Annotated in this window: 14 protein-coding genes; 11 read left to right on the top strand and 3 right to left on the bottom strand. The window is 38.7% G+C overall.

Translation table 11 applies throughout. From position 1 onward, the window contains the following. Window positions 1-12: 12 nt before the first annotated feature. Window positions 13-2,208 carry a sensor histidine kinase gene (locus ACFXN8_RS18990; RefSeq protein ID WP_386847257.1) on the top strand — a complete coding sequence of 732 codons (2,196 nt, stop codon included), beginning with the start codon at window positions 13-15 and terminating at the stop codon, window positions 2,206-2,208. A 761-nt stretch (window positions 2,209-2,969) separates the two neighbouring features. On the opposite strand, the gene ACFXN8_RS18985 is transcribed toward ACFXN8_RS18990, so the two are convergent. Then, entirely contained in the window at window positions 2,970-4,118 is a 1,149-nt protein-coding gene (locus ACFXN8_RS18985) for an acyl-CoA dehydrogenase family protein (protein ID WP_386847256.1), read from the bottom strand. Between the two features lie 324 nt (window positions 4,119-4,442). On the opposite strand from ACFXN8_RS18985, the gene ACFXN8_RS18980 reads away from it, so the two are divergent. The 5 genes from ACFXN8_RS18980 to ACFXN8_RS18960 all read left to right on the top strand — a co-directional run bounded on the left by ACFXN8_RS18980 (window position 4,443) and on the right by ACFXN8_RS18960 (window position 9,899). Beyond that, window positions 4,443-5,522 (top strand): metallophosphoesterase, encoded by a 1,080-nt coding sequence (locus ACFXN8_RS18980; RefSeq protein ID WP_386847255.1) that lies wholly within the window; start codon window positions 4,443-4,445, stop codon window positions 5,520-5,522. A gap of 110 nt (window positions 5,523-5,632) precedes the next feature. Beyond that, window positions 5,633-6,466: an undecaprenyl-diphosphate phosphatase gene (locus tag ACFXN8_RS18975; protein WP_386847254.1), complete on the top strand. Its 834-nt coding sequence runs from the start codon at window positions 5,633-5,635 to the stop codon at window positions 6,464-6,466. Window positions 6,467-6,702: 236 nt separating this feature from the next. After that, a complete protein-coding gene (locus ACFXN8_RS18970; RefSeq protein ID WP_386847253.1) occupies window positions 6,703-7,995 on the top strand; it encodes a protoglobin domain-containing protein in 1,293 nt (430 codons plus the stop codon). A 577-nt stretch (window positions 7,996-8,572) separates the two neighbouring features. Continuing rightward, on the top strand, window positions 8,573-9,535 hold the full coding sequence (locus ACFXN8_RS18965) for a 2-hydroxyacid dehydrogenase (protein ID WP_376078450.1): 963 nt from the start codon (window positions 8,573-8,575) through the stop codon (window positions 9,533-9,535). Between the two features lie 157 nt (window positions 9,536-9,692). Further along, window positions 9,693-9,899 (top strand): hypothetical protein, encoded by a 207-nt coding sequence (locus tag ACFXN8_RS18960; RefSeq protein WP_386847252.1) that lies wholly within the window; start codon window positions 9,693-9,695, stop codon window positions 9,897-9,899. Between the two features lie 75 nt (window positions 9,900-9,974). On the opposite strand, the gene ACFXN8_RS18955 is transcribed toward ACFXN8_RS18960, so the two are convergent. After that, entirely contained in the window at window positions 9,975-10,775 is an 801-nt protein-coding gene (locus tag ACFXN8_RS18955; protein ID WP_386847251.1) for a TIGR00266 family protein, read from the bottom strand. Window positions 10,776-11,184: 409 nt separating this feature from the next. On the opposite strand from ACFXN8_RS18955, the gene ACFXN8_RS18950 reads away from it, so the two are divergent. The 5 genes from ACFXN8_RS18950 to ACFXN8_RS18930 all read left to right on the top strand — a co-directional run bounded on the left by ACFXN8_RS18950 (window position 11,185) and on the right by ACFXN8_RS18930 (window position 20,789). Further along, entirely contained in the window at window positions 11,185-12,663 is a 1,479-nt protein-coding gene (locus ACFXN8_RS18950) for an aldehyde dehydrogenase family protein (protein WP_386847250.1), read from the top strand. Between the two features lie 26 nt (window positions 12,664-12,689). Beyond that, window positions 12,690-13,862, top strand: a complete 1,173-nt coding sequence (locus tag ACFXN8_RS18945) for a saccharopine dehydrogenase family protein (RefSeq protein WP_386847249.1) — start codon at window positions 12,690-12,692, stop codon at window positions 13,860-13,862. A 10-nt stretch (window positions 13,863-13,872) separates the two neighbouring features. Further along, the gene (locus ACFXN8_RS18940; protein ID WP_386847248.1) at window positions 13,873-15,066 is read left to right on the top strand and encodes an acyl-CoA dehydrogenase family protein; all 1,194 of its coding nucleotides are present in this window, start codon (window positions 13,873-13,875) and stop codon (window positions 15,064-15,066) included. Between the two features lie 267 nt (window positions 15,067-15,333). Continuing rightward, complete coding sequence (locus tag ACFXN8_RS18935) at window positions 15,334-18,564, top strand: collagenase (RefSeq protein WP_386847247.1); 3,231 nt, start codon at window positions 15,334-15,336, stop codon at window positions 18,562-18,564. A 128-nt stretch (window positions 18,565-18,692) separates the two neighbouring features. Continuing rightward, entirely contained in the window at window positions 18,693-20,789 is a 2,097-nt protein-coding gene (locus tag ACFXN8_RS18930; protein WP_386847246.1) for a beta-propeller domain-containing protein, read from the top strand. A gap of 591 nt (window positions 20,790-21,380) precedes the next feature. Here ACFXN8_RS18930 and ACFXN8_RS18925 read toward each other — a convergent pair. Continuing rightward, a complete protein-coding gene (locus ACFXN8_RS18925; protein WP_386847245.1) occupies window positions 21,381-22,787 on the bottom strand; it encodes a polysaccharide deacetylase family protein in 1,407 nt (468 codons plus the stop codon). Between the last annotated feature and the right edge of the window lie 331 nt (window positions 22,788-23,118).

The raw sequence follows: 23,118 nt of genomic DNA, 5'->3' as shown, positions 1-23,118 counted from the left end.
GGAGTTAAAAGTATGGTGAAAAATTGGAAACCTCTTCTCGCTCTTTTATGTTTAATCTGGGTGATATTTGGTATTTTTACGTTCTCAAAAGTCGGGCATCGATATATTGGAAAGTCTTATTTTCAATCTGAAAATTTACAACCCCAACTTGATGATTTCCAGTCGGAATTAGGACCATTAGTGTTAAATGTACCGAAGGCCGAAGATTTTAAAAGTAAAATTGTGGTGACACAAAGTGAAATTGAGGAACATCGTAATCACTATGGAACATTAGGAGAACAGATAGGGAATATTAAGGCCCAATATGCAGAGCGCATTCAAGAAGCTACTAATTTAAATGCAACGGAGTTAAAAACAAAGCTTGAGAAAGAGCGAGATGCCAAAATTAAAGATATTACGACTAATTTTGGGGATGATGAGCATGTCCGCAAAAAAATTCTTACTCAAAAAGAAGAGATTGTTGATAAATATATAAAGGCAGTACAAGAAGAAGCAAAGAATTTCGTGAAAATTAATAATCAATGGTCTTATGAATTAACGAACACTGAAACAGGTGAAACATTTAGTTCGGGTAATGTTTCAGATAGTAGTGCTTTCAAAATAAAGTTTACGGAGCAACATCCATTAACGACTTCAAATATCAGTGATTATTTAAAAAATATTTTTTATCAAACTGGTATCGGCTTCGGTATGGAGGATCTTAGGGAAACTTTTGATTACACTGGCATAATAACTATCTCAAAAAAATCAGCACAAGCAGAAAGCATCATGGTGGGATATAACAATTTTAAAACCCGTCAATATACCTTCTCCTTTATATGGTTAATGAGTATTGTCGCAGCTGTTTTTTCATGGAAAGGGCGTAAAGAAGTACTGCAGATGGTACAAGGTTTAAAGGGAAAAGAAGCCTTTGCAAAGATGAAAATTGATTACACAATCGTATTATTATTAATAAGTGCATTCGCATATTTGATAACATCTGATACTGCTTTTTATTCGATATTAAATGATTTTTATGACTATAATCATGTACGGCATTTAATGGATATATTGTTTAAAATAGGTGCCTTAATCATTATTGCTATGCTGTTCTTTGTACAGCTAATTTGGTTGTATGATCGAGTGAATACAGCGCAGAAATTAGAGGAGAACTTAAAAGGTAGCGTTTTATGGTCACTAGGTGAATCAATCACAGATTTATTTATAAACCGTTCCATTGCATTACATTCCATTGTCATGATTGGGGCAGCATTTTTTGGTGGCGGAAGTCTTGTTGCCACACTGATAGGAGGTGGCGGATTCCCCTTCCTAGTATTGGGCTTCTGTGCGATGATCGGTATTCCAGCTATGCTTCTTTTCCTTTCTAGAATGGGTTACTTAAATCGAATTATGAAGGATACAAGAGACATGGCAGACGGGCGTTTAAATCGTAACGTCAAAGTAATGGGCAAATCACCACTCGCAGAGCATGCCGAAAATCTTAATCATTTAAGAGAAGGCGTCAGCACGTCTATGCATGAGCAGGCAAAAAGTGAACGCTTAAAAACAGAACTTATTACGAATGTTAGTCACGACTTACGCACGCCATTAACATCTATTATTACGTATACAGATTTACTGAAAAATCCTACTATTACAGAGGAAGAGCGCCAGCAATACATTCATATCCTTGATAAAAAATCAGAACGTCTAAAATTACTAATTGAGGATCTTTTTGAAGTATCTAAAATGGCGAGTGGTAACATGGAGCTTCATCGCAGTCGAGTGGATTTAACCCAACTTGTACAGCAGGCAGTAGGGGAGCATGAGGAAGATTTAGCACAGGCTCATTTAGATTTACGCATGACAAAACCACATGAACCAATCTACGCGTATGTGGATGGACAAAAATGGTGGAGATTGATCGATAATCTAATCGTTAATGTATTGAAATATGCATTAGAAGGCACACGAGTTTATGTAACATTGAAACGTACAGCAGAAGGTGATGCTGAATTCACAGTGAAAAATGTTGCAAAATATGAAATTAGCGAGAATGCTGATGAGCTATTTGAACGCTTTAAGCGAGCAGATGCTTCACGCCATACAGAGGGCTCAGGGCTAGGCTTAGCCATCGCACAATCTATTGTAGATTTACATGGTGCTCGTATGAGTATAGAGGTAGATGGAGATTTATTTAAAGTCATCGTTCGAATTCCAGCAGCATAAACAAGAAACAGCGGCAATCGTTTTGCCGCTGTTTTTGTTATGGCGGTATTCTAACCACGATTTTGACGGTTCTATCCGTCACTCCGGCTCTTTATATCGTCGCTTGGGCACAATCATCCGTCGTTCCGGCCTAACAATCCGTCGCCTTTGGTTACTATCCGTCATTCTGGCTCTTTATACAGTCGCTTGGACTCATTCATCCGTCGTTCCGGCCCATCAATCCGTCGCTTTGGTTACTATCCGTCATTCTGGCTCTTTATACAGTCGCTTGGACTCATTTATCCGTCGCTTAGGCACAATCATCCGTCGTTCCGGCCTAACAATCCGTCGCTTTGTTTACTATCCGTCATTCTGGCTCTTTATACCGTCGCTTAGGCACAATCATCCGTCGTTTCGGCCTAACAATCCGTCGCTTTGGTTACTATCCGTCACTCCGGCTCTTTATCCCGTCGCTTGGGCACAATCATCCGTCGTTCCGGCCTAACAATCCGTCGCTTTGACGGTCCATCCGCAGCTTTGGCGGTCCTATCCACGATTTTGGCGTTTCTATCCACGGCTTTGGCAGTTCAATCCGTCGCCTCGGATCGTCGCTTTAATTCGCTGCCATTTCGCTAGCACTACACTTTCACACCTACACATCATTTGTGCTGGAGTTTTTTTTATCACAGTAAAGTGAAGCGAAGCGGCTCATCGGACGCCCGCAGGAACGGAGGAAATCGGCTCTTCGTTTTGCCGAAGAGCCATAGATTTCACTTTCAAAGTTATAACCCTAAATTCTTAGCAATAATCACTTTCATGACTTCGTTGGTACCTGCATAAATGGACATGACAGGAATGTCTCGATATCTTCTAGCGATCTTGTATTCCTCCATATAACCGTAGCCACCATGTAACTGCATACACTGGACAGCAAGCTCGCGTGCATTTTCCGTTATCCAGTATTTTGCCATTGAAACTTTTGTCACAACATCATTTCCTGCGATATGTTCCTCTATTAAAGATTCTAAAAATGATTTGCCAAGTTCGATTTTCGTTGCCATTTCGGCTATTTTAAATTGCGTATTTTGGAAGTCGCTAATGGATTTTCCGAAAGCTTCACGTGATTTTACATAATCAATTGTTAAAGCAAGCATGTCCTCAGCAGCCGTTTGTGCGGCGATGGCAACCGCTAAGCGCTCTTGCTGCAGTTTTTCCATCATATAGATAAAGCCATTACCTTCTTCACCAAGAAGATTTTCTACAGGTACGCGACAATCCTCGAAATATAGCTCGGCTGTGTCCTGCGCGTGCATGCCAACTTTTTCGAGCTTGCGACCTTTTGTGAAGCCTGGTGTCCCGTCCTCAATGACAAGGAGGCTAATGCCACGATGTTTTTTTTCGGCCTGAGGATTTGTCTTTACAGCAACGACTGCTAAATTTGTATGAATACCATTAGTAATAAATGTTTTTTGTCCGTTAACGATATAATGATCGCCATCACGAATGGCAGTTGTTTGGATGTTTGCCAAATCTGAACCTGTACCTGGCTCTGTCATAGCAATAGCTGTAATATTTTCGCCTGTAACGCATTTTGGTAGCCAGCGTGATTTTTGCTCATTTGAGCAGTATGCCTCGATATAGGGCACGACGATATCGTTATGCAAACCAACGCCAATAAGGCTTGAACCTACACGCTCTAGCTCTTCTTGAATAATAACGCCAAAACTAAAATCAAGCCCGAGACCGCCATATTGCTCTTCTACTTGAGGGCATAGATAGCCCATTTCCCCAAGCTTACGCCAAAATTCAAGTGGAATAAGATGATCTTTTTCCCATTGTGGATAGTGTGGCTCGGCTTCCTCTGCTAAAAACTTACGTAAGGTTTTACGGAATAACTCATGCTCTGTTGATTCGAATTTATATTTTGTCATATGAACAACACCCCTTTTTCTGCTCGTGCATGCATAAATTTCCTCTTCCAACTATAATGTTACTGAAATATTCAGAAAAATTAAAGTGTATTATTTATAGTTTTTTTATGTAACCGTATAATCAGGCTGAATTGAAAGAGGGGATATTACTATAATATAGGTTTTATTCCCAGACACCCCGGGGTCTCATCTAGATTGTCATGTAAATCATACGATTAAATTATAGAGAAGATTTAATGAACTGATTGGTTGCCCTTTTGCCCTTCCTTTCTAGAAGAGAATGCTATAATCAACTAAGACTATATGAAAGTAGGTAACTGAAATATGTCTAAAGTAATTGGTGGAATTCTTTTAATAAGTATATATAGTGCATCAACTTTTTACTTAGGGTGGGGATTAAAACAGTGGCTTGTGGCGATGGGGTGGTTCCGCTATCCAATTTTATATTGGCTAGTGCTGTATATCATTGCGTTCAGTATTATTATTAGTAGATTGCATGAGTCTTTACGAATGTTTTCAATCATCAATAATTACTGGATGTTTATTTTTGAATACGGATTATTGCTTTGCTTAGTAGCACACTTGATTATTTGGTTAAGTCCCTTTAACAATGTACAGATAGTTGGCAGTATAGCGATGGCTATGTTGTTTGTACTTGGTATTGTGGGAACCTATTTAGCGTATTCACCTGTAGTCCGTCATTTAGAAATAACGATGGATAAAAAGAGTAGTGAACTAGAATCGATGAGAGTTGTAGTTGCATCAGATTTTCATTTAGGTGTTCTATCAAATAAAAGACATTTACAGCGCTTCGTTACTTTATCGAATGAAGCAAAGCCGGATATCGTCTTTTTAGCTGGAGATATTGTGGATGATGATCCTAAATGGTTTGTTAAAGAGGGAATGGCGGATGTGATGAAGCAATTATCATCTACATACGGGGTGTATGGTGTACTTGGCAATCACGAGTATTATGGCAAGAAAATCCCTGAGTTTATTGCAGAGATGGAAAAAGCAAATGTAAAAGTTTTGTGTGATGAAACTATTAGAATCGATAATGTGATAGTATTAACGGGTCAAGAAGATATTACAAACAAGGATAGAAAGCAACTAGATGGATTGAAGACAACTGATGACTTGCCTTGGTTTGTTATGAATCATACCCCGAATGATTTAAGTACGCCTGCAAAATTGGGCGTGGACTTTCATATGTCGGGTCATACGCATAAGGGTCAACTATGGCCTAATCAGTATATTACAGCTCGTGTATTTGAGCTCGATTATGGTTATAAGATGAAGGAGAAAATGCATACACTTGTTTCATCAGGTTTTGGCTTTTGGGGTCCTCCAATGCGACTAGGCAGCCGCTCCGAACTATGGGTTGTGGATATAAACTTTCGTTAGTTGGTAAATTGGGCGGCTCTTGCGGCTCATCGGACGCCCCCAAGAAAGCGCCCGAAAAAGTGTATTTTATAATATGTTTGTATTTAATTAACAAAAGGTTAGGTGACAATGTGGATATCATTGAATTATTAAAGGCGCTTATTTTAGGCTTTGTCGAGGGGATGACAGAGTTTGCACCAGTGTCGTCGACAGGACATATGATTATTGTGGACGATATGTGGCTAAAGACAGAGGAGTTTTTAGGGAAGTATCCTGCCAATACATTTAAAATCGTTGTACAGCTAGGCTCCATTTTAGCGGTAGTCGTTGTTATGTGGAAACGAATGTTAAATTTAGTAGGACTCTATAAAATTGATGGCCAATCGAAATCAGTGAAAGGTCACTTCAATTTAATGCATGTTATTGTGGGCATGTTGCCAGCAGTTGTATTAGGTTTTACGTTCAAAGATTTTATCGATGATCATTTATTTAAAGTAGAGCATGTTATGTATGCTTTAGTAGCTGGGGCAATTTTAATGATTATTGCAGATAAATTTGCAACAAAAAAACCAAAAGTGGATTCTCTAGATAAAATTTCTTATGGTTTAGCATTTAAAGTAGGGTTAGTACAATGTTTATCACTTTGGCCAGGGTTCTCCCGTTCAGGTGCAACAATATCTGGTGGTGTTCTATTTGGAATGAGTCACCGCGTGGCGGCAGATTTTACCTTCATTATGGCAGTACCGATTATGGCGGGTGCTAGTCTAGTATCTGTACTGAAAAACTGGGATACGCTATCTATGGATTATTTTGGATTCTATGCAGTAGGCTTCATTAGTTCATTTATCTTTGCATTACTATCAATTAAATTCTTCTTAGCACTTATTTCAAAAGTGAAATTAATGCCATTTGCTATTTATCGTTTAGTATTAGCTGCTGTGCTAGCTGTTATTATCTTTATGTAATGAATAAAGTCACTCTTCTATTAAAGAAGGAGTGGCTTTTTTTAGCCATTTTATCCTTTTCTAAGAAGGATGGAATGGTTAATAAGTATTGTTTGTAAGTATGATGGATTAATGCTTATTGTGAAAATAGATATTTTTTACCTATTTATTGTCATTCCAATTGTCTAGACAGTATAATTGATTATAGAATTATTTGTTTTTAGTAGAATATACATAGGTACTGTGGGGTGTAGAAGTTGTTTCGTATTGGAAATAAGCCTAAGAAAAATACAATTGAGATCAGTGATGAATCAAGTATAGGAGTTATTATTCAAGATCAGGAACGTTTGCAACAGTTAAATCTAGTAAATCTAACGAAAGGAGATTTGCAATTAATTAGAAGTTTAAAACCGTATATTGAACGAAATGTCGCAGAGGTGGTAGACGCATTTTATCAGGCAATTGAAAGTGTGCCAGACTTACGTGAAGTTATTGAAAAGTACAGCTCTAGTGAACGTTTACGGCAAACATTACGCCTTCATATTATAGAAATGTTCGAAGGGCGTATAGACGATGCATTTTTGGAGAAGAGAAGGCGGGTCGCGAAAATGCATGTAAAGATTAACTTGTATCCTAAGTGGTATTTAGCAGCCTTTCAAAACCTTGAAAAATTATTAAGAAAGATTGTATATACGCTTCAACTAACGAGGGACGAAGAAGAAAAGTTTTGTGAGGCGATTAGTAAAATATGTAACTTTGAACAACAGATTGTCCTAGAGGAATATGATCATTATGCTAAGATGTTAATTGAACAGCAACAGGATAGTGTTCGAGTACATGTGAAGGAAGTTATAGGTGGAATATCTACGCAACTAGATACTCAATCCCATAGCACGAATGAAACAGTGACTGAACTTGTTGATAACGCTAAGGAAGTAAATGAATACTTGAAGGAAAGTATCGATGAGGCAAAAACAATGCAACAAGTATCGTCTGAAGGCTATTCTAAAATAGTCCTAATTAATGAACAAACAGGGGGAATTCATCATAAAACAGTTGAAATGTCGGGTATGGTGGAGCGATTAAATCACTCTTCCTCTAAAATTAATGCTGTTATTGAAATAGTGAAAAGAATTTCTAATCAAACAAATTTACTTGCGTTAAATTCAGCTATTGAGGCTGCACGTGCAGGAGAGCACGGAAAAGGCTTTGCTGTCGTGGCGAGTGAAGTTCGTAAGCTTGCAGACCAGACGAAAAGTTCGGTTGAACAAATCGGGGACCTTATCACGATGTCTAATGGCATTACAAAACAAGTTGTTCAAGCCATTCATGAGATCCAAGAGCTGGTGAACGATAGTATTGAGCAAAACTCGGCATCTTTAAAAGCATTTGATGCTATATCTGGCTCAGTAAACGGCTCTATCTCAAACTTCCAAAACGTCGGACTGAAAATAACAGAATTGGCGGAATTTATAGAAACAATTGGAGAATCTTCCGAGGAATTAAAACAAGTTGCCAATCGTTTAGACACAACAATTAGAGAATTTTAACGACTATGCATAATTCTGTGCATAGTTTTTTAATTATCGAAAATTGAGGATAACAAAACGTATACTATGAGATTAAGTTGATTGGAGTGGAGACTGAGCGACTCCTTGGGGATTAGCGATAGAGGAACGAAGGCTAAGACCATCACATCCTGTGATAACGCCTTCGTGACCAACATCGGTGCTGCTGACGCTGCGTTAGCACTACGCTTTCGCGCAAAAAACATCTGTTGGCCCGAGACCCTGGAGCGAAGCGGCTCATCGGACGCCCCCAGGAAGCTTTGCTCTGTGCGAAAGCGTAGCGACAGCAACAATTGTTTTATCTGTGCGAAAGCGTAGCGACAGCAACAACAAAGCGCTCAGTCGGAACGGAAATCAACCTTACAATATGATGATGGGTCAGTTTTTACTAAATAGGACAAAATCGCATATTAGAAGGATAAAACAACAAATAGACGGATGAAGTTTGGAAAGTGATAAAAAAGGAATAGTGTCATAAATGCAAAAATAAGAAACCCCTAGAAAATGAGCGTTCTAAGTGTTACGCTATAGGCGAATTGAGTAGAGAGGTGTTCGGAATATGAAAAAGAAATTATTTATTACACGTAAGTTTCCGCCACATATAGTTGAACCGTTGAAAGAGTTTTATGATATCAAACAATGGGAGGAGGAGGAAATTGTTATACCGCGGGAAAAACTATTGGCAGCTGTCGCAGATTGTGAAGTACTGTGGGTAACGCTTGCTGATCAAGTCGATGAAGAGTTATTATTGCACGCACCCAATTTAAAGCTTGTAACAAATTTAGCAGTTGGATTTAATAACATTGATATTAAAGCTTTGCGTAAGCGCGGAATAATGGCGACAAATACGCCGGGAGTTTTAACAAATACGACTGCTGATTTTGTAATGGGATTATTGCTTGCGACGGCTCGTAGAATTCCAGAAAGTGATCGATATTTGCGTGAGGGTAAATGGAAAAGCTGGTATCCAATGCAATTAGTAGGTAAAGATGTTTCAGGATCCACTATAGGGATTATTGGTATGGGACGTATTGGTCAAGCTGTTGCAAGACGAGCAAAAGGTTTTGATATGAAAATTTTATACAACAATCGTAGACGTCGCCATGAGGCAGAGGAAATGTATGGCTTTCAATATGTATCGTTAGAGGATCTTCTAAAACAATCGGATTTCGTTGTTATTATGACACCTTTTAACAATGATACAGTAGGACTTATAGGGGCAGAGGAACTTGCTATAATGAAGGATGATGCGGTATTGATTAACGCATCACGCGGTGGCATTATCGATGAGAATGCACTTTATGACACTTTAAAAAGTGGTAAGCTGTGGGCTGCAGGGCTAGATGTCTTTGAACAAGAGCCTATTGCGTTGGATCATCCATTGTTGACGCTTCCTAATGTTGTAGCACTTCCGCATATCGGTAGTGCCTCGCTTCAAACTAGAACTGCTATGCTGATGCTGAACGTTAAAGCACTTACTGCTTACGGTCAGGGCCAAACACCATCGAATCGAATAGATTAATGACACTGAAGATAGGAGCACATCTAATTGCGATGTGCTCCTTTCATGTTGATTAAGTATGGCTCTTTGCAAAACGAGGGGTTGATTCCGTTCCAACTGAGCGCTTTGCCGCTGACGCTTCGCTTTCGCGCAGAGCAGAGCTTCCTGGGGGCGTCCGATGAGCCGCTTGTGCCAACACGATGTTGGTCACGAAGGCGTTATCACAGGACGTGATGATTTTAGCCTCCGTTCCTCTATTGCTATGCGAAAGCGTAGTGTTAACGTAGCAACAGCATCAAAGCGTCCGTACCAACAGACGTACAATTGCGTCACAGTTATAAGTCTATTCTGTTCAATTAAGGTGAGTAGCCATAGCCTTCACTAAAATTTATAAAAATTCTACTCGAACGCTGATTGGTTCCTTTAATGTTCCTTCTTCTGTATTTTTAAATAGCGTCCATTATTTATTAAACATATCAAATAAACCGCCAATGCCACCTTCGCCTTTAGATTGACCACCACCGCCTTGAGAAATTGGTGCTGCAGCGAAGACGCGGCTTGCTAATCGGCTAAATGGTAAGGATTGAATCCATACTTTACCCGGACCCTTTAAAGTAGCGAAGAAGATACCTTCACCACCAAACAATGCAGTTTTTACGCCCCCAACCATCTCGATATCGTAATGTACATCAGATGTCATAGCAACTAAGCATCCTGTATCAACACGTAATACTTCACCAGGTTCTAGAGTCTTTTCGTGAATAGCGCCGCCTGCATGTACAAAAGCCATGCCGTCTCCCTCAAGCTTTTGCATAATAAAGCCTTCACCACCGAAGAAGCCAACGCCGATTTTTTTCTGGAATTCAACGCCAACTGAGACTCCTTTTGCAGCAGCTAAAAAAGCATCTTTTTGACAAATAATCTTTCCGTCTAATTGACTTAAATCCATTGGAATAATCTTTCCAGGGTATGGAGAAGCGAAATACACATGACGTTTACCTGAACCAACATTCGTAAATGTCGTCATAAATAAACTTTCACCTGTAACTAGTCGTTTACCAGCTCCAAATAATTTACCCATAAGACCACTTTCTAGGCTTCCTCTTGAACCATCGCCAAAGATCGTTTCCATATGGATAGAATCATCCATCATCATTAAAGCACCAGCTTCAGCTACTACTGTTTCTTGCGGGTCAAGCTCAACTTGCACGTATTGCATATCGTCGCCATATAATTTGTAGTCAATTTCATGATTATTCATAATAGGATTCCTCCAAAATAAGTTTATTATTATTTACGATTATAAGTTACTTAAGTTTCAATGCATAATTAATTATTTGAGAAAAAAAAGGAATAAGATAGAGAATGTCGAATATAAAAAACTAGTATGAGTATTTTTTATTTTCGCTTAGCTGAAAATTTGTGATTGTTTTTTCAATGCTCACAAAAGATTTTCATCCGTAACTTAGCTAAAAGAAAATAAAAATCTCTGGTGATTGTCACCGACGTCATTGAACCAAAAGCATGCTTTGTAGATTTCTATATATTAAAAATTCGGAATTTTGACACAGTTGATTCTGTAAGAGATTAATAGATGACATCTGTCTAAAAGCAATGCGACTGGTAACGATGATACAGAGGCAACAAAGATTCTTCAGGGGGTGTTTGTAGTGGAAATCAAAAACTATATCGGTGGTAAATGGGCAACATATCCCCATTTACAAAGTATAGCAGTGACCAACCCTGCAAATGGGGAGCAGCTAGCTACGATTCCGCGTTCTACGGTAAGTGAGGTAGATGAAGCGGTAGCGGTTGCAAAACAGGCACAAAAAAAATGGGCATTAGTACCTGCGCCTAAACGTGCTGACTATTTATATGCCATCGGTCAAAAAATGAAGGAGAAGAAAGAGCATTTAGCGACCGTTTTAACAAAAGAGATGGGAAAGGTTATTGAAGAAGCTAGAGGTGAAGTACAGGAAGGGATCGATATGGCCTATTATATGGCTGGTGAAGGGCGACGGTTATTTGGGGAGACAACACCGTCTGAGCTAGCCGATAAATTTGCCATGAGTGTACGGGCACCTATTGGCGTTGTCGGTTTAATAACTCCGTGGAATTTTCCTGTAGCGATTGCTACCTGGAAGTCATTCCCGGCCATTGTTGCTGGCAATACGTTCATTTGGAAGCCGTCTAATGAAACACCGATGATGGCGTATGAAATGGGTAAAATTTTTGAAGAGGTTGGCTTACCAGATGGAGTAGCAAACATCGTCTTCGGTACAGGGCCAACAGTTGGAACAGCATTAATTGAGCATCCAGACGTTAAGGTCATTTCATTTACCGGCTCTACAACAACAGGAAGTAAGGTAGCGGAGCTAGGTGGTAAACACCTGAAGAAAATTTCATTAGAGATGGGCGGAAAAAATGCAGTCATCGTGATGGACGATGCCGATCTACAGCTAGCCACTGAAGGAATCTTATGGAGTGCATTTGGAACTGCTGGTCAAAGATGTACAGCATGTAGTCGCGTGATTGTGCATAAAGATGTAAGAGAGGAACTAGAAAAACGTCTATTAGACGAAATGCATAAGCTAACAATTGGGGACGGTCTAGATGAAGATGTAAAAATCGGACCTGTCATCAACAAAGCTGCATTGGAAAAGATTAATCACTATGTGCAAATCGGCAAACAGGAAGGGGCAACGTTGTTAGCTGGAGGTAGAACTTTATCTGAGCCTCCTTATGACAAAGGATTTTATTATGAGCCTACACTATTTACCAATGTGAAGCCTGACATGATTATTGCACAGGAAGAAATCTTTGGTCCGGTCGTTTCTCTTATTGAAGTAGCAAGTTTGGATGAAGCAATCGAAGTAAACAATGGCGTAAAATTTGGCTTATCCAGTTCAATTTTTTCACAAGATGTGAATACGATTTTCCGCGCACAACGAGATTTAGATACAGGTATTGTTTATGTGAATGCTGGCACAACAGGTGCTGAAATCCATTTGCCATTTGGTGGGACAAAGGGTACGGGGAATGGTCACCGTGACTCAGGTGTAGCTGCCTTGGACGTCTATACAGAATGGAAAAGTATTTATGTAGACTATAGCGGGAAATTACAAAGAGCACAAATCGATACAGAATAACAGATCAATGAAAGGGGATGTTCTTGATGAAAGTTGTTGTATTAGGTGCAGGTTTAATGGGGAAAGAGGTAGCTCGTGATTTAATAAAAAATAGCAAAGTAGAGTGTGTATTTTTAGGGGATATTGACGTAAAAATAGCGCAGGACTTCGTGGACTCGTTAAATACAGATAAAATTGAGGTTGTAGAGCTTCATGCCGAGCGCGATGACTCGTTAATGGAGGTTATTTCAAAAGGCGATGTAGTCGTTAATGCATTATTCTATGCCTTTAATGAGCGTGTAGCAAGAGCAGCCATCGCGGCGGGTGTTCATTCCGTGGATTTAGGTGGTCATATTGGCGGTGTCACAGAAAAAATATTAGATCTCGACGAAGAGGCAAAAGTAAAAGGTGTAACCATTATTCCAGACTTAGGTGTTGCGCCAGGTATGGTCAATATTTTAGCAGGTTACGGTGCTTCGAAATTAGATGAGGTGGAATCTATTAAACTATTTGTAGGCGGTATTCCTACAGAACCGAAGCCACCTCTTCACTATACTCGCGTATTTTCTCTAGATGGTGTCTTTGATCATTATACAGAGCCATCAAAAGTGATTCAAAAAGGTAAACTTCAAGAAGTTCCGTCGTTATCAGGAGTTGAACCTATTTATTTCAAAGATTTTGGTGTGCTTGAGGCATTTTATACATCTGGCGGTATATCGACGTTGGATAAGTCATTCCCAAATGTCCAAACATTAGAATATAAAACAATTCGTTATAAAGGACATGCAGAGAAATTTAAGCTATTAGCCGATTTAGGATTCCTCGATGCTAGTAATAAGGTAGAGATAGAAAATCAGGAGGTTTCTGTACGTCCAGTTGTTCGGGAGGCACTTAAAAAGAAACTTGAGCTTGGTACAAAACCAGATGCAGTGCTATTGCGTGTTATTGTAGCGGGTGAAAAGGCACAGCAACAAGTGACGTATGAGTACGAAATGGTTGTGCGTAAAGATATGACGATTAATGAAACAGCTATGGCTCGTGCAACAGCCAATACAATTTCTGTCGTTGCTCAAATGATTGGAGAACATAAAATTTCAGAGTGCGGTGTATTTGCACCTGAATCAATTGTACCGGGCGACATTTATATTGAAGAAATGGCCAAACGTGGTGTAGTTATTAAGGAAACGTCTCATACATCTGCAATGATCGTGAAATGGTAGGTGCTCGGTCATGAATTTTGAATTTACCACTGAGCAGGAAATGTTACGTAAAACAGTACGGAAGTTTGTGGATGATGAGATACTTCCACATATTGCGAAGTGGGATGCTGAGGGTGGCTTCAATCCGAAGATTTGGTCAAGACTAGCTGAGCTCGGCTTAATGGGTGTTTGTGTCCCAGAACAATACGGTGGCAGTGGTATGGATTACAATGCACTCGCCATCGTTTGTGAAGAGCTTGAACGTGGAGATACAGCATTTCGTACAGCTGTTTCCGTTCATACAGGCTTGAATAGCATGACCTTAATGCAATGGGGAACAGAGGCTCAAAAACAGCAATATCTTGTTCCGCAGGCGAAAGGTGTTCGGATTGGGGCGTTCGGTTTAACAGAGCCCGGAGCAGGATCAGATGTAGCTGCAATGTCTACCACCGCTGTAAAGAATGGAGACTTTTACGTATTAAATGGGCAGAAAACATGGATTTCCTTATGTGATATAGCTGACCATTTTATCGTTTTTGCCTACACGGATAAATCGAAGAAGCATCATGGCATTAGCGCATTTATCGTGGAGCGTTCCATGGCGGGCTTTACATCGAAGGCCATTAAAGGTAAATACGGTATTCGTGCTGGTAATACTGGTGAGCTCTTTTTCGAAAATCTACGTATACCTGTAGAGAATCGTCTAGGAGAAGAAGGAGAAGGCTTTAAAATTGCAATGTCTGCGTTAGATAATGGTCGTTTCACCGTAGCTGCTGGCGCCGTCGGTCTCATTCAAGCGTGTCTCGAGGCGAGTGTGAAATACTGTCATGAACGCGAAACATTTGGAAAGCCTATTGGTGAGCACCAGCTAGTAGGGCAAATGATTGCCGAAATGGAAGCGGGCTATCAAATGAGTCGCCTACTTGTCTATCGTGTTGGAGAGTTAAAAAATAAAGGTGTACGTAATACACGAGAGACATCATTAGCAAAGTGGCAGGCTTGTGATTTTGCCAATAAAGCTGCGGATGATGCTGTACAAATTCATGGAGCATATGGTTATTCAGATGAATATCCAGTCGCCCGTTATTTACGTAACTCGAAAGCACCCGTTATCTATGAAGGTACGCGGGAGATTCATACAATTATGCAGGCTGACTATGTATTAGGAAAACGTCAAGATAAGTCATTGGCAAAAATGCTACCGAAATGGCCATTTGAAGAGTAAGCGTTTTATCAAACCTTTTATTTTAAAAAAGAATCCGAATTCCGGGTTCTTTTTTTATGTTTAAGAGAAATACCCCATTTAATTACAACGAAACCTGTTTATATGCTCTAATTGTGTCTTGATGTTCAAATTGTACAAGAAAATTTTACTAAAAATAACATTTTATATTGCTTTACTCACATAATATGGTATTTTTAAAAATGTAATATAGTTCTAAATGATCAACATATTACCGATTTATAAATGTGGTACCATAGGAGGATTTTTATGAAGAAAAAATTAAAACTCAATCAAGTGTTAATTGGAGTAAGTACAATGGCACTGTCGTTCGGAGCGTTACAAGCAGAAGCATCAGCAGCAGAAAAAACGCCTTATAATGTATTACAAATGAAGCCTGCTGGCATAGAAACGCCGAATGATGAAGTGACACATTCTACAACAGCTGATGAAACATTATCATTTGAAAAACGTTTGGAAATGGGAGATTTTTCGGAACACCCAGCTCCAACTATAAAACTTGCTGAAACAAAGCAATTGCAGGAACAGTACTCGATGGCAGAGCTTACTAGAATGAGCGATAGTGAGCTAATTGATACGCTAGGAAATATTCGCTGGTATCAAATTACAGACCTATTCCAATTCAATGAGGAAACAAAAGCTTTTTACCAAAATAAAGAACGCATGCAAGTGATCATCAATGAGTTAGGGAAAAGAGGAAGTTCTTTTACGAAAGATGATTCAAAGGGTATTGAAACATTTGTTGAGCTATTGCGTTCTGCTTTTTATGTAGGATTTTATAATAACGAACTAGGTTATTTAAACGAGAGAAGTTTCCATGATAAGTGTTTACCAGCATTAAAGGAAATGGCGAAAAATCCGAACTTTAAACTTGGTACAGATGAGCAAGATAAAGTGGTATCTGCCTATGGGAAATTAATCGGTAACGCTTCTAGTGATGCAGAAACAGTTCAGTATGCTGCGAAGATTTTAAAACAGTATAACGAAAATCTCTCTACATATGAAAGTGATTCTCTAAAAGGGCAAGCAATCTATGATTTAATACATGGGATTGATTATGACCTGCAATCGTACTTGCAGCAGACAGGTAAAGAAGCGAATACGACGATGTGGTATGGAAAGATTGACAGTTTCATCAATGAAGTGAATAACATTGCGCTTATACATAATGTAACAGATAACAATAGTTGGCTAATCAATAATGGCATTTATTATGCAGGGCGATTAGGAGGATTCTATAGTAATCCAGCTAAAGGTTTAGAAGTTGTTACACAAGCGATGCATATGTATCCATATTTAAGTGAAGCTTACTTTGTGGCAGTAGAGCAACTTACTACAAATTATGATGGAAAAGACTATAGCGGAAATGCAGTAGATTTAGAGAAAATGCGTGAAGAGGGTAAGAAGCAGTATTTACCGAAAACATATACATTTGATAATGGATCGATTGTCTTTAAGACGGGAGCTAACGTAACAGACGACAAAATTCAAAGATTATACTGGGCTGCAAAAGAAGTAAAAGCTCAATATCACCGTGTAATTGGGAATGACAAAGCATTAGAACCAGGTAATGCTGACGATGTATTAACTGTTGTCATTTATGACTCTCCAGATCAATATCGATTAAACCGTCAATTGTACGGCTATGAAACGAATAATGGTGGTATTTATATTGAAGAGAAGGGAACGTTCTTTACATATGAACGTACGCCTGAGCAAAGTATTTATAGTTTAGAAGAGTTGTTCCGCCATGAATTCACACACTATTTGCAAGGAAGGTACGAGGTTCCTGGTTTATTCGGAACAGGTGATATGTATCAAAATGAACGACTAACATGGTTCCAAGAAGGAAATGCAGAATTCTTTGCAGGATCAACGCGTACAAATGATGTTGTGCCACGTAAGAGTATTATTAGTGGATTATCAGATGACCCATCACAACGTTATACAGCTAAACAGACATTGTTTGCAAAATATGGATCATGGGATTTTTATAACTATTCATTTGCACTACAGTCCTTTATGTATACTCATCAATTTGAGACATTTGATAGAATTCAAGATTTAATTCGTGCGAACGATGTGAAAAATTATGATGCGTATCGTGACGCTTTAAGTAAAGATCCACAACTGAATGCGGAATACCAAGACTATATGCAGCAATTGATTGATAATCAAGAGAAATACGAGGTGCCACAAGTAGCAGAAGATTATTTAGCGGAACATGTACCAAAAGCGTTAAACGAAGTGGAGCAAGAAATTACCGATGTGGCGAACGTACAAGATGTAAAAATGACAAAACATAAGTCTCAATTCTTTGATACATTTACACTCGAAGGTACGTATGTGGGTAATGAAACACAAGGTGAGTCTAAAGATTGGAAAACGATGAGTAAGCAAGTGAACGAAGTACTGGAGCAGCTATCGCAAAAAGAGTGGAGCGGCTATAAAACAATGACTGCGTATTTCGTAAACTACCGTGTGAATGCAGCAAACCAGTTTGAATATGATGTTGTTTTCCACGGCGTTGCGACGGATGAAGGCGACTATCAAGCGCCTATTGTAAAGATAAATGGTCCATATGCTGGAATCGAAAATGAAGAAATCCAGTTCAAGAGCGATGGTTCAAAAGATAAGGATGGAGAAATCGTTTCTTACCTTTGGGATTTTGGTGATGGAAAAACGAGTGCAGAGGCAAACCCTACGCATGTATACGAAAAAGAAGGCACATATACTGTGACATTAACAGTGAAAAATGATAAGGGCATAGCAAGTAAAGATCATGCAATTGTATCTGTACGGAAGGGTGCACAAACAGGGAATACTCATTCAGAAGAAGCTAAGACAATTCCATTTAATATGCCCCTAAAAGGTAGTTTGATCGATGATGATGATACGGACGCATACACATTCGAAGTTACATCTCCAGAAGAAATCGATATTTCTGTCTTAAATGAAAATCAAATTGGCATGACATGGGTGCTTTATCATGAGTCTGATATGGAAAATTACGTAGCATTCGGAGAGGAAGATGGAAATAGTATAAAAGGTAAACTTCATGCGGAACCAGGAAAGTATTATTTATATATTTATAAATTTGATCATGAAAACGGGACATATACAGTAAATGTACAGAATGAAGCACAAACAGAGCTAGAACCAAATAATCGTCCAGAAGAAGCGAATATGATTCCATTTAATATGCCCCTAAAAGGTAGCTTGATGGATGATGATCATACGGATGTATACACATTCGATGTTACGTCTCCAAAAGAAATCGATATTTCTGTCTTAAATGAAAATCAAATTGGCATGACATGGGTGCTTTGTCATGAGTCTGATATGCGAAATTACGTAGCATATGGACAGGAAGATGGAAATAATATAAAAGGTAAATATAATGCGGAACCAGGCAAATATTATTTATATATTTATAAATTTGATCATGAAAACGGGGCATATACAGTAAACGTACAATAGTAGAAGCTAATTTGAAAACGAGAGGAATTCACGCCCTCTCGTTTTTTTTGAGGGAAATTTCAGAATAATGTAACTTTTTTACTCCTTGGTAGTCTAAATAATAAACAACATTATGAAAGGTAGGAAAAATGATGAAGCATAAGTGGGTAGCATTGTTAATCATCATCGTACTAGCTATTTTGCCAGGAATTTTTACGTTCATGTCGGCCCCAAAAGTGGAGGCAAATACTACAAGTGCGAGTATGACAACTCATAGCTGGCAAGTTTCCTTTACGCAGGCACTAAAGGCCAGCAAAATAACGGAAGACAATGTTTACGTAACGAATAGCAAAGATCAAAAGGTAACAGCAACTGTCGCATTGGCAGATGATAACAAGACCATTCACATTAGCGATTTAGCACCCGGTAGCTATAAATTACATGTGAATAAAGAAGCGTTTGTACTAGGTGGACCTAAAACAACATCGCAAGTACTAGCGTTCACCATCATTGAAAAGCTTGAAGCCGTAAAATCAGAAAAAGAGCTACAACAATATTTTGAAACACTTTTAGCTAATACACAAAGAGAGGTGCATGAAGAAGCAAACACAGAAATGGCGAAGAGCGAGGACAAAGCAAGTACGAGCAACTCCTCTACAACGAATAATCAAGTCGAGGGCGTAGAGGAGGGGGATATAGTTGTTGTCAAAGATGGCTATATTTACGCTGTAAAAGATCAGAACATTACGGTTGTGGATGCTAAAAACCCGAAAAATTTAAAGCTAGCGACAACGATCAAGATGAAAGAATCACAATACATTTCGAAGCTAGCAGTATACGACCATTTATTAATAGCAATTAGCGATGAATATTTAGAAAAAATAGGCACAAGCATGACAACAGCTTCTTTATTTGATATTTCAAATCCAAAAAATCCAAAGCTCATACGTGAAGTGGGGCAAGAGGGGTATTTGCAAGATATTCGAATTACAAATGACACATTATATTTAATCGGTAATATGTATCCGAATTATTGGATGCTTAGAGAGAAAAAAGCGCCAGATTTAAAACCGAAAACATATGATAGTGTAGAAGGAAAAGAATATAAAAGTTTACCTTTAGAGAAAATTTCTATTTTACCAAATACAATGGATGGAACATATAGCTTAATGACAGCGGTGGATTTAAAAAATGGTGCTCAGAAAACGGCGAATACGAAAGGATACTTAGGTGGTAGTAGTGGACTTTATATGTCGGAGAATGCACTTTATTTAACAACACCCATTTATGATGGAAACCCAGTGCCTGCTGCTGGCCTCATGATGGATAGGATCTGGATGCCAAGAACAACGAATACACAAGTTTTTAAATGGAATGTAGATGGAACAGCCATGAATTTTGTTGGTACTACGGAAGTAAAAGGATCCGTGTTAAATCAATACTCAATGGATGAATATGACGGTAATTTCCGTATCGTTACAACGGAAGGAAATACATGGGATGAACAACAAATATCACGAAATCACCTATTTATTTTAGATAAAAATTTACAACAGCTCGGTGCAGTAAAAGATTTAGCTCCTGGTGAAAAAGTGTATTCTGCACGCTTTATGGGCGAAAAAGCATATGTAGTAACATTCAAGCAAGTGGATCCACTGTTTGTGATTGATGTAGCAAACCCGAAAAAGCCAACTGTGCTAGGGGAGCTAAAGATTCCAGGCTTTAGTAACTATTTACATCCATTAGACGATACACATTTAATCGGCATTGGCTATGATACGGAGCAACGCTATGATGCCTATTCGAAGCGTAATTTTACGGTGACAACAAATATGAAAATGTCACTGTTTGATGTGTCAGATTTCAAACATCCAAAGGAACAATCAACCGTAAAAATCGGTGGAAAAGGCTCGTACTCCGATGTTCAATACAACCCTAAAGCGTTATTCCGCAACCAGGAATACCATTACTTTGGTTTCCCAGTTGTCCTGTATGATGCAGGGAAGGGCGATGAAATTGTCTACAAAGGGCAAGGCGCACAAATCTATGAAATCACTGCGGATAAAGGGATCGTACTAAAAGGAAATATTGTTCATAAAGGCACTGGCGATCAGTATGAAAGTTGGGAGCAGCGTGTACAGCGAGTAGTCTATATAGATGACGCTCTTTACACAGTAGCTCGCAATGAAGTAAAGAGTTATCAGCTAAAAGACTTCAAACCGCTTGATACATTAACAATCAAATAACGAAAAGAGTCCAATAAACTTAAGGGTTATTGGACTTTTCATGTTGTTGAAAATTATGTCGGTGAGATTAAGGTCTCATATTAAATAAAGTTAGGCTCTGTTGCAAAGCAAGGGGTTGATTTCCGTTCCGACTGGAGTCTCCAATCCAATCAACTTATCCGCATAACACGTTTTAACAAAATGACATCCAACTTTTTAGTTTGATCGGGACCTTTTCAGCAGTTATCGCCCAACTTTTAAATTTTATCTACAAACTTTCACGTTATATCTACCAACTTCTGAATTTTATCTACAAACTTTCACGTTATATCACCTAACTTTTAATTTTTATCGACATCCACCTTCAAAAGACCAAAAAGGATTCACACACAAAACTGTGCGTGAATCCTTTTACTTTATCATAGCGTTCATTCTTAATTGCACAAATTGAAAGTACTACGCTAGCATGGATTACTCGACTCCCGTGGGAAAGCGAGTAGCCTGGAACGGAAATCACCCCCTCGTTTTGCAGAAGTTCATCGATATAATAGGTTTTTTAACACAAAAAAAATCCAATAAACCTTGAGTTCATTGGACTTTTTCTTTAGTTGGTTATTTTTGACGATATGGAAGAATTTCCGACACTGTCACGAATTCATAGCCTTGACCTTGTAAATAAGCAAGTACGGCATCAAGACCGTCGGCAGTCGATTGATGAATATCATGCATTAAGACAATGGCATTATTGTGTAAATTATTTTTGACATGAGGTAGTAGCTGTTGCGCATCGCGAAACTTCCAGTCTAATGTATCAATCGACCATAAAACAACAGGAATTGGAATCTGGGCGTTAATCGTATCGTTTGTTGCTCCATATGGTGGTCTAAATACAGTTGGCTTTTGATTGATGGCCTTCTCAATTTCCGCAACTGTAGATGCGTATTGATTGCCTGCCTGCTCTAGTGACAGTTTCGTTAATACAGGATGGTTCCATGAATGATTCCCGATTTCATGTCCCCTTGCAAGTACGTCTCTTGCGATATCAGGGTAATATTGTACGCGACTACCAAGCATAAAGAAGGTAGCTTTTGCGTTATACTTATCGAGCGTATTTAAAATCTGTTCGGTAACCTTTGGATGTGGGCCATCATCAAAAGTTAAGGCAATACGTTTTTTGTTTGGATCACCTGTCGTAATTGGCTTCGCCGGTTTTTCCATAGCGATCTGGAATTCAGAGGCTAACAACGGATTGATAAGTGAAAGGGGAAGCTTCACAGTTTGTGGACCAGCTGCTCCGCTAGCAATCTCATACTCATCAAAATAGAATTGTAACGAATTATCGACGATAGCAAAGCGATGGAAGTTAGACCACTTCGGTTCAGTTGACTTGATTACATCATCCTTGAAAAGGTCTTCCTTTAACTTGAGATTTTGTTGTAAGTCATTACGTACATGAGTAGCTAATACCGATAAGTTGTTTTCGTCGTTATTCAACAATGTTTCAATGGAAATTAGTTTGCCCGTTTCATGATTGATAAAGAATGTTTTTGTTGAAACCTCGGGATTGGCTCCGCCTGTATACAACGTTTTTGTTAGCACAAAGGAATAGTAGTGCTTCTGATATGGGAAAGTTTCCAAACTAATATTAAGCTCACCCATAGCCTCTTTATCTTTATTTTCTTTCATAGATGACAGATAGTTTTCTTTTGAATCCGTTATGTACTGTAATACAGCATCGTTAAAAGCTTTGGTATCTGTTTCTGGATAGTGAATAGCAAAAGGTGTTCGATCATCATTAGAAACATCGCTTACAATACGAATACCTGGAAACGCAGAGCTTTCTGTGGATCGTTTACTCTTTATTGAATCGGAATTTGTCTCTTTTGAGGCACTGATTTTTTGAAACTTAAAGTCATCCTTTGATAGGATAATAAATAAAATAATAGTCGTTAATGAAATGATGAGGCCAATTAATAGGAAATCAATCATTGGGCCGCGTTTTTTTCTGCGTTCCGGCATTTTGATGGAGACGCTCCTTTCCTTATTTATTTTTCTATACAATCAGACGTGTTAGTCATTGAAAAAGTTATACGAATCTACGAAGTTTTGCTATTAATTTGTGGGAAACAATCCTCATGAATAAATGACTCATTAGCTTATCGTTTTCATCATATGAAAGCCTAAATACTTTTGTGTTAAAAGTTGAAATTTTTAGTTGAGTTTTTATTTGCAGTTCGATACTATTGGCAAGGAACCTTAACTTCTTTCAACGGGTACCAAACACCCGTTGAAAGAAGTTAAAGCCTCCGGCGGATGTCACGGAATCGGAAAGGAGTTCTTAGGGGATGTT

It is taken from the genome of Lysinibacillus sp. NPDC059133 (assembly GCF_042755925.1).
Taxonomy (GTDB): domain Bacteria; phylum Bacillota; class Bacilli; order Bacillales_A; family Planococcaceae; genus Lysinibacillus.
Note: the sequence above shows the minus strand (reverse complement) of the source record. Positions and strands in the feature narration are given on the sequence as shown.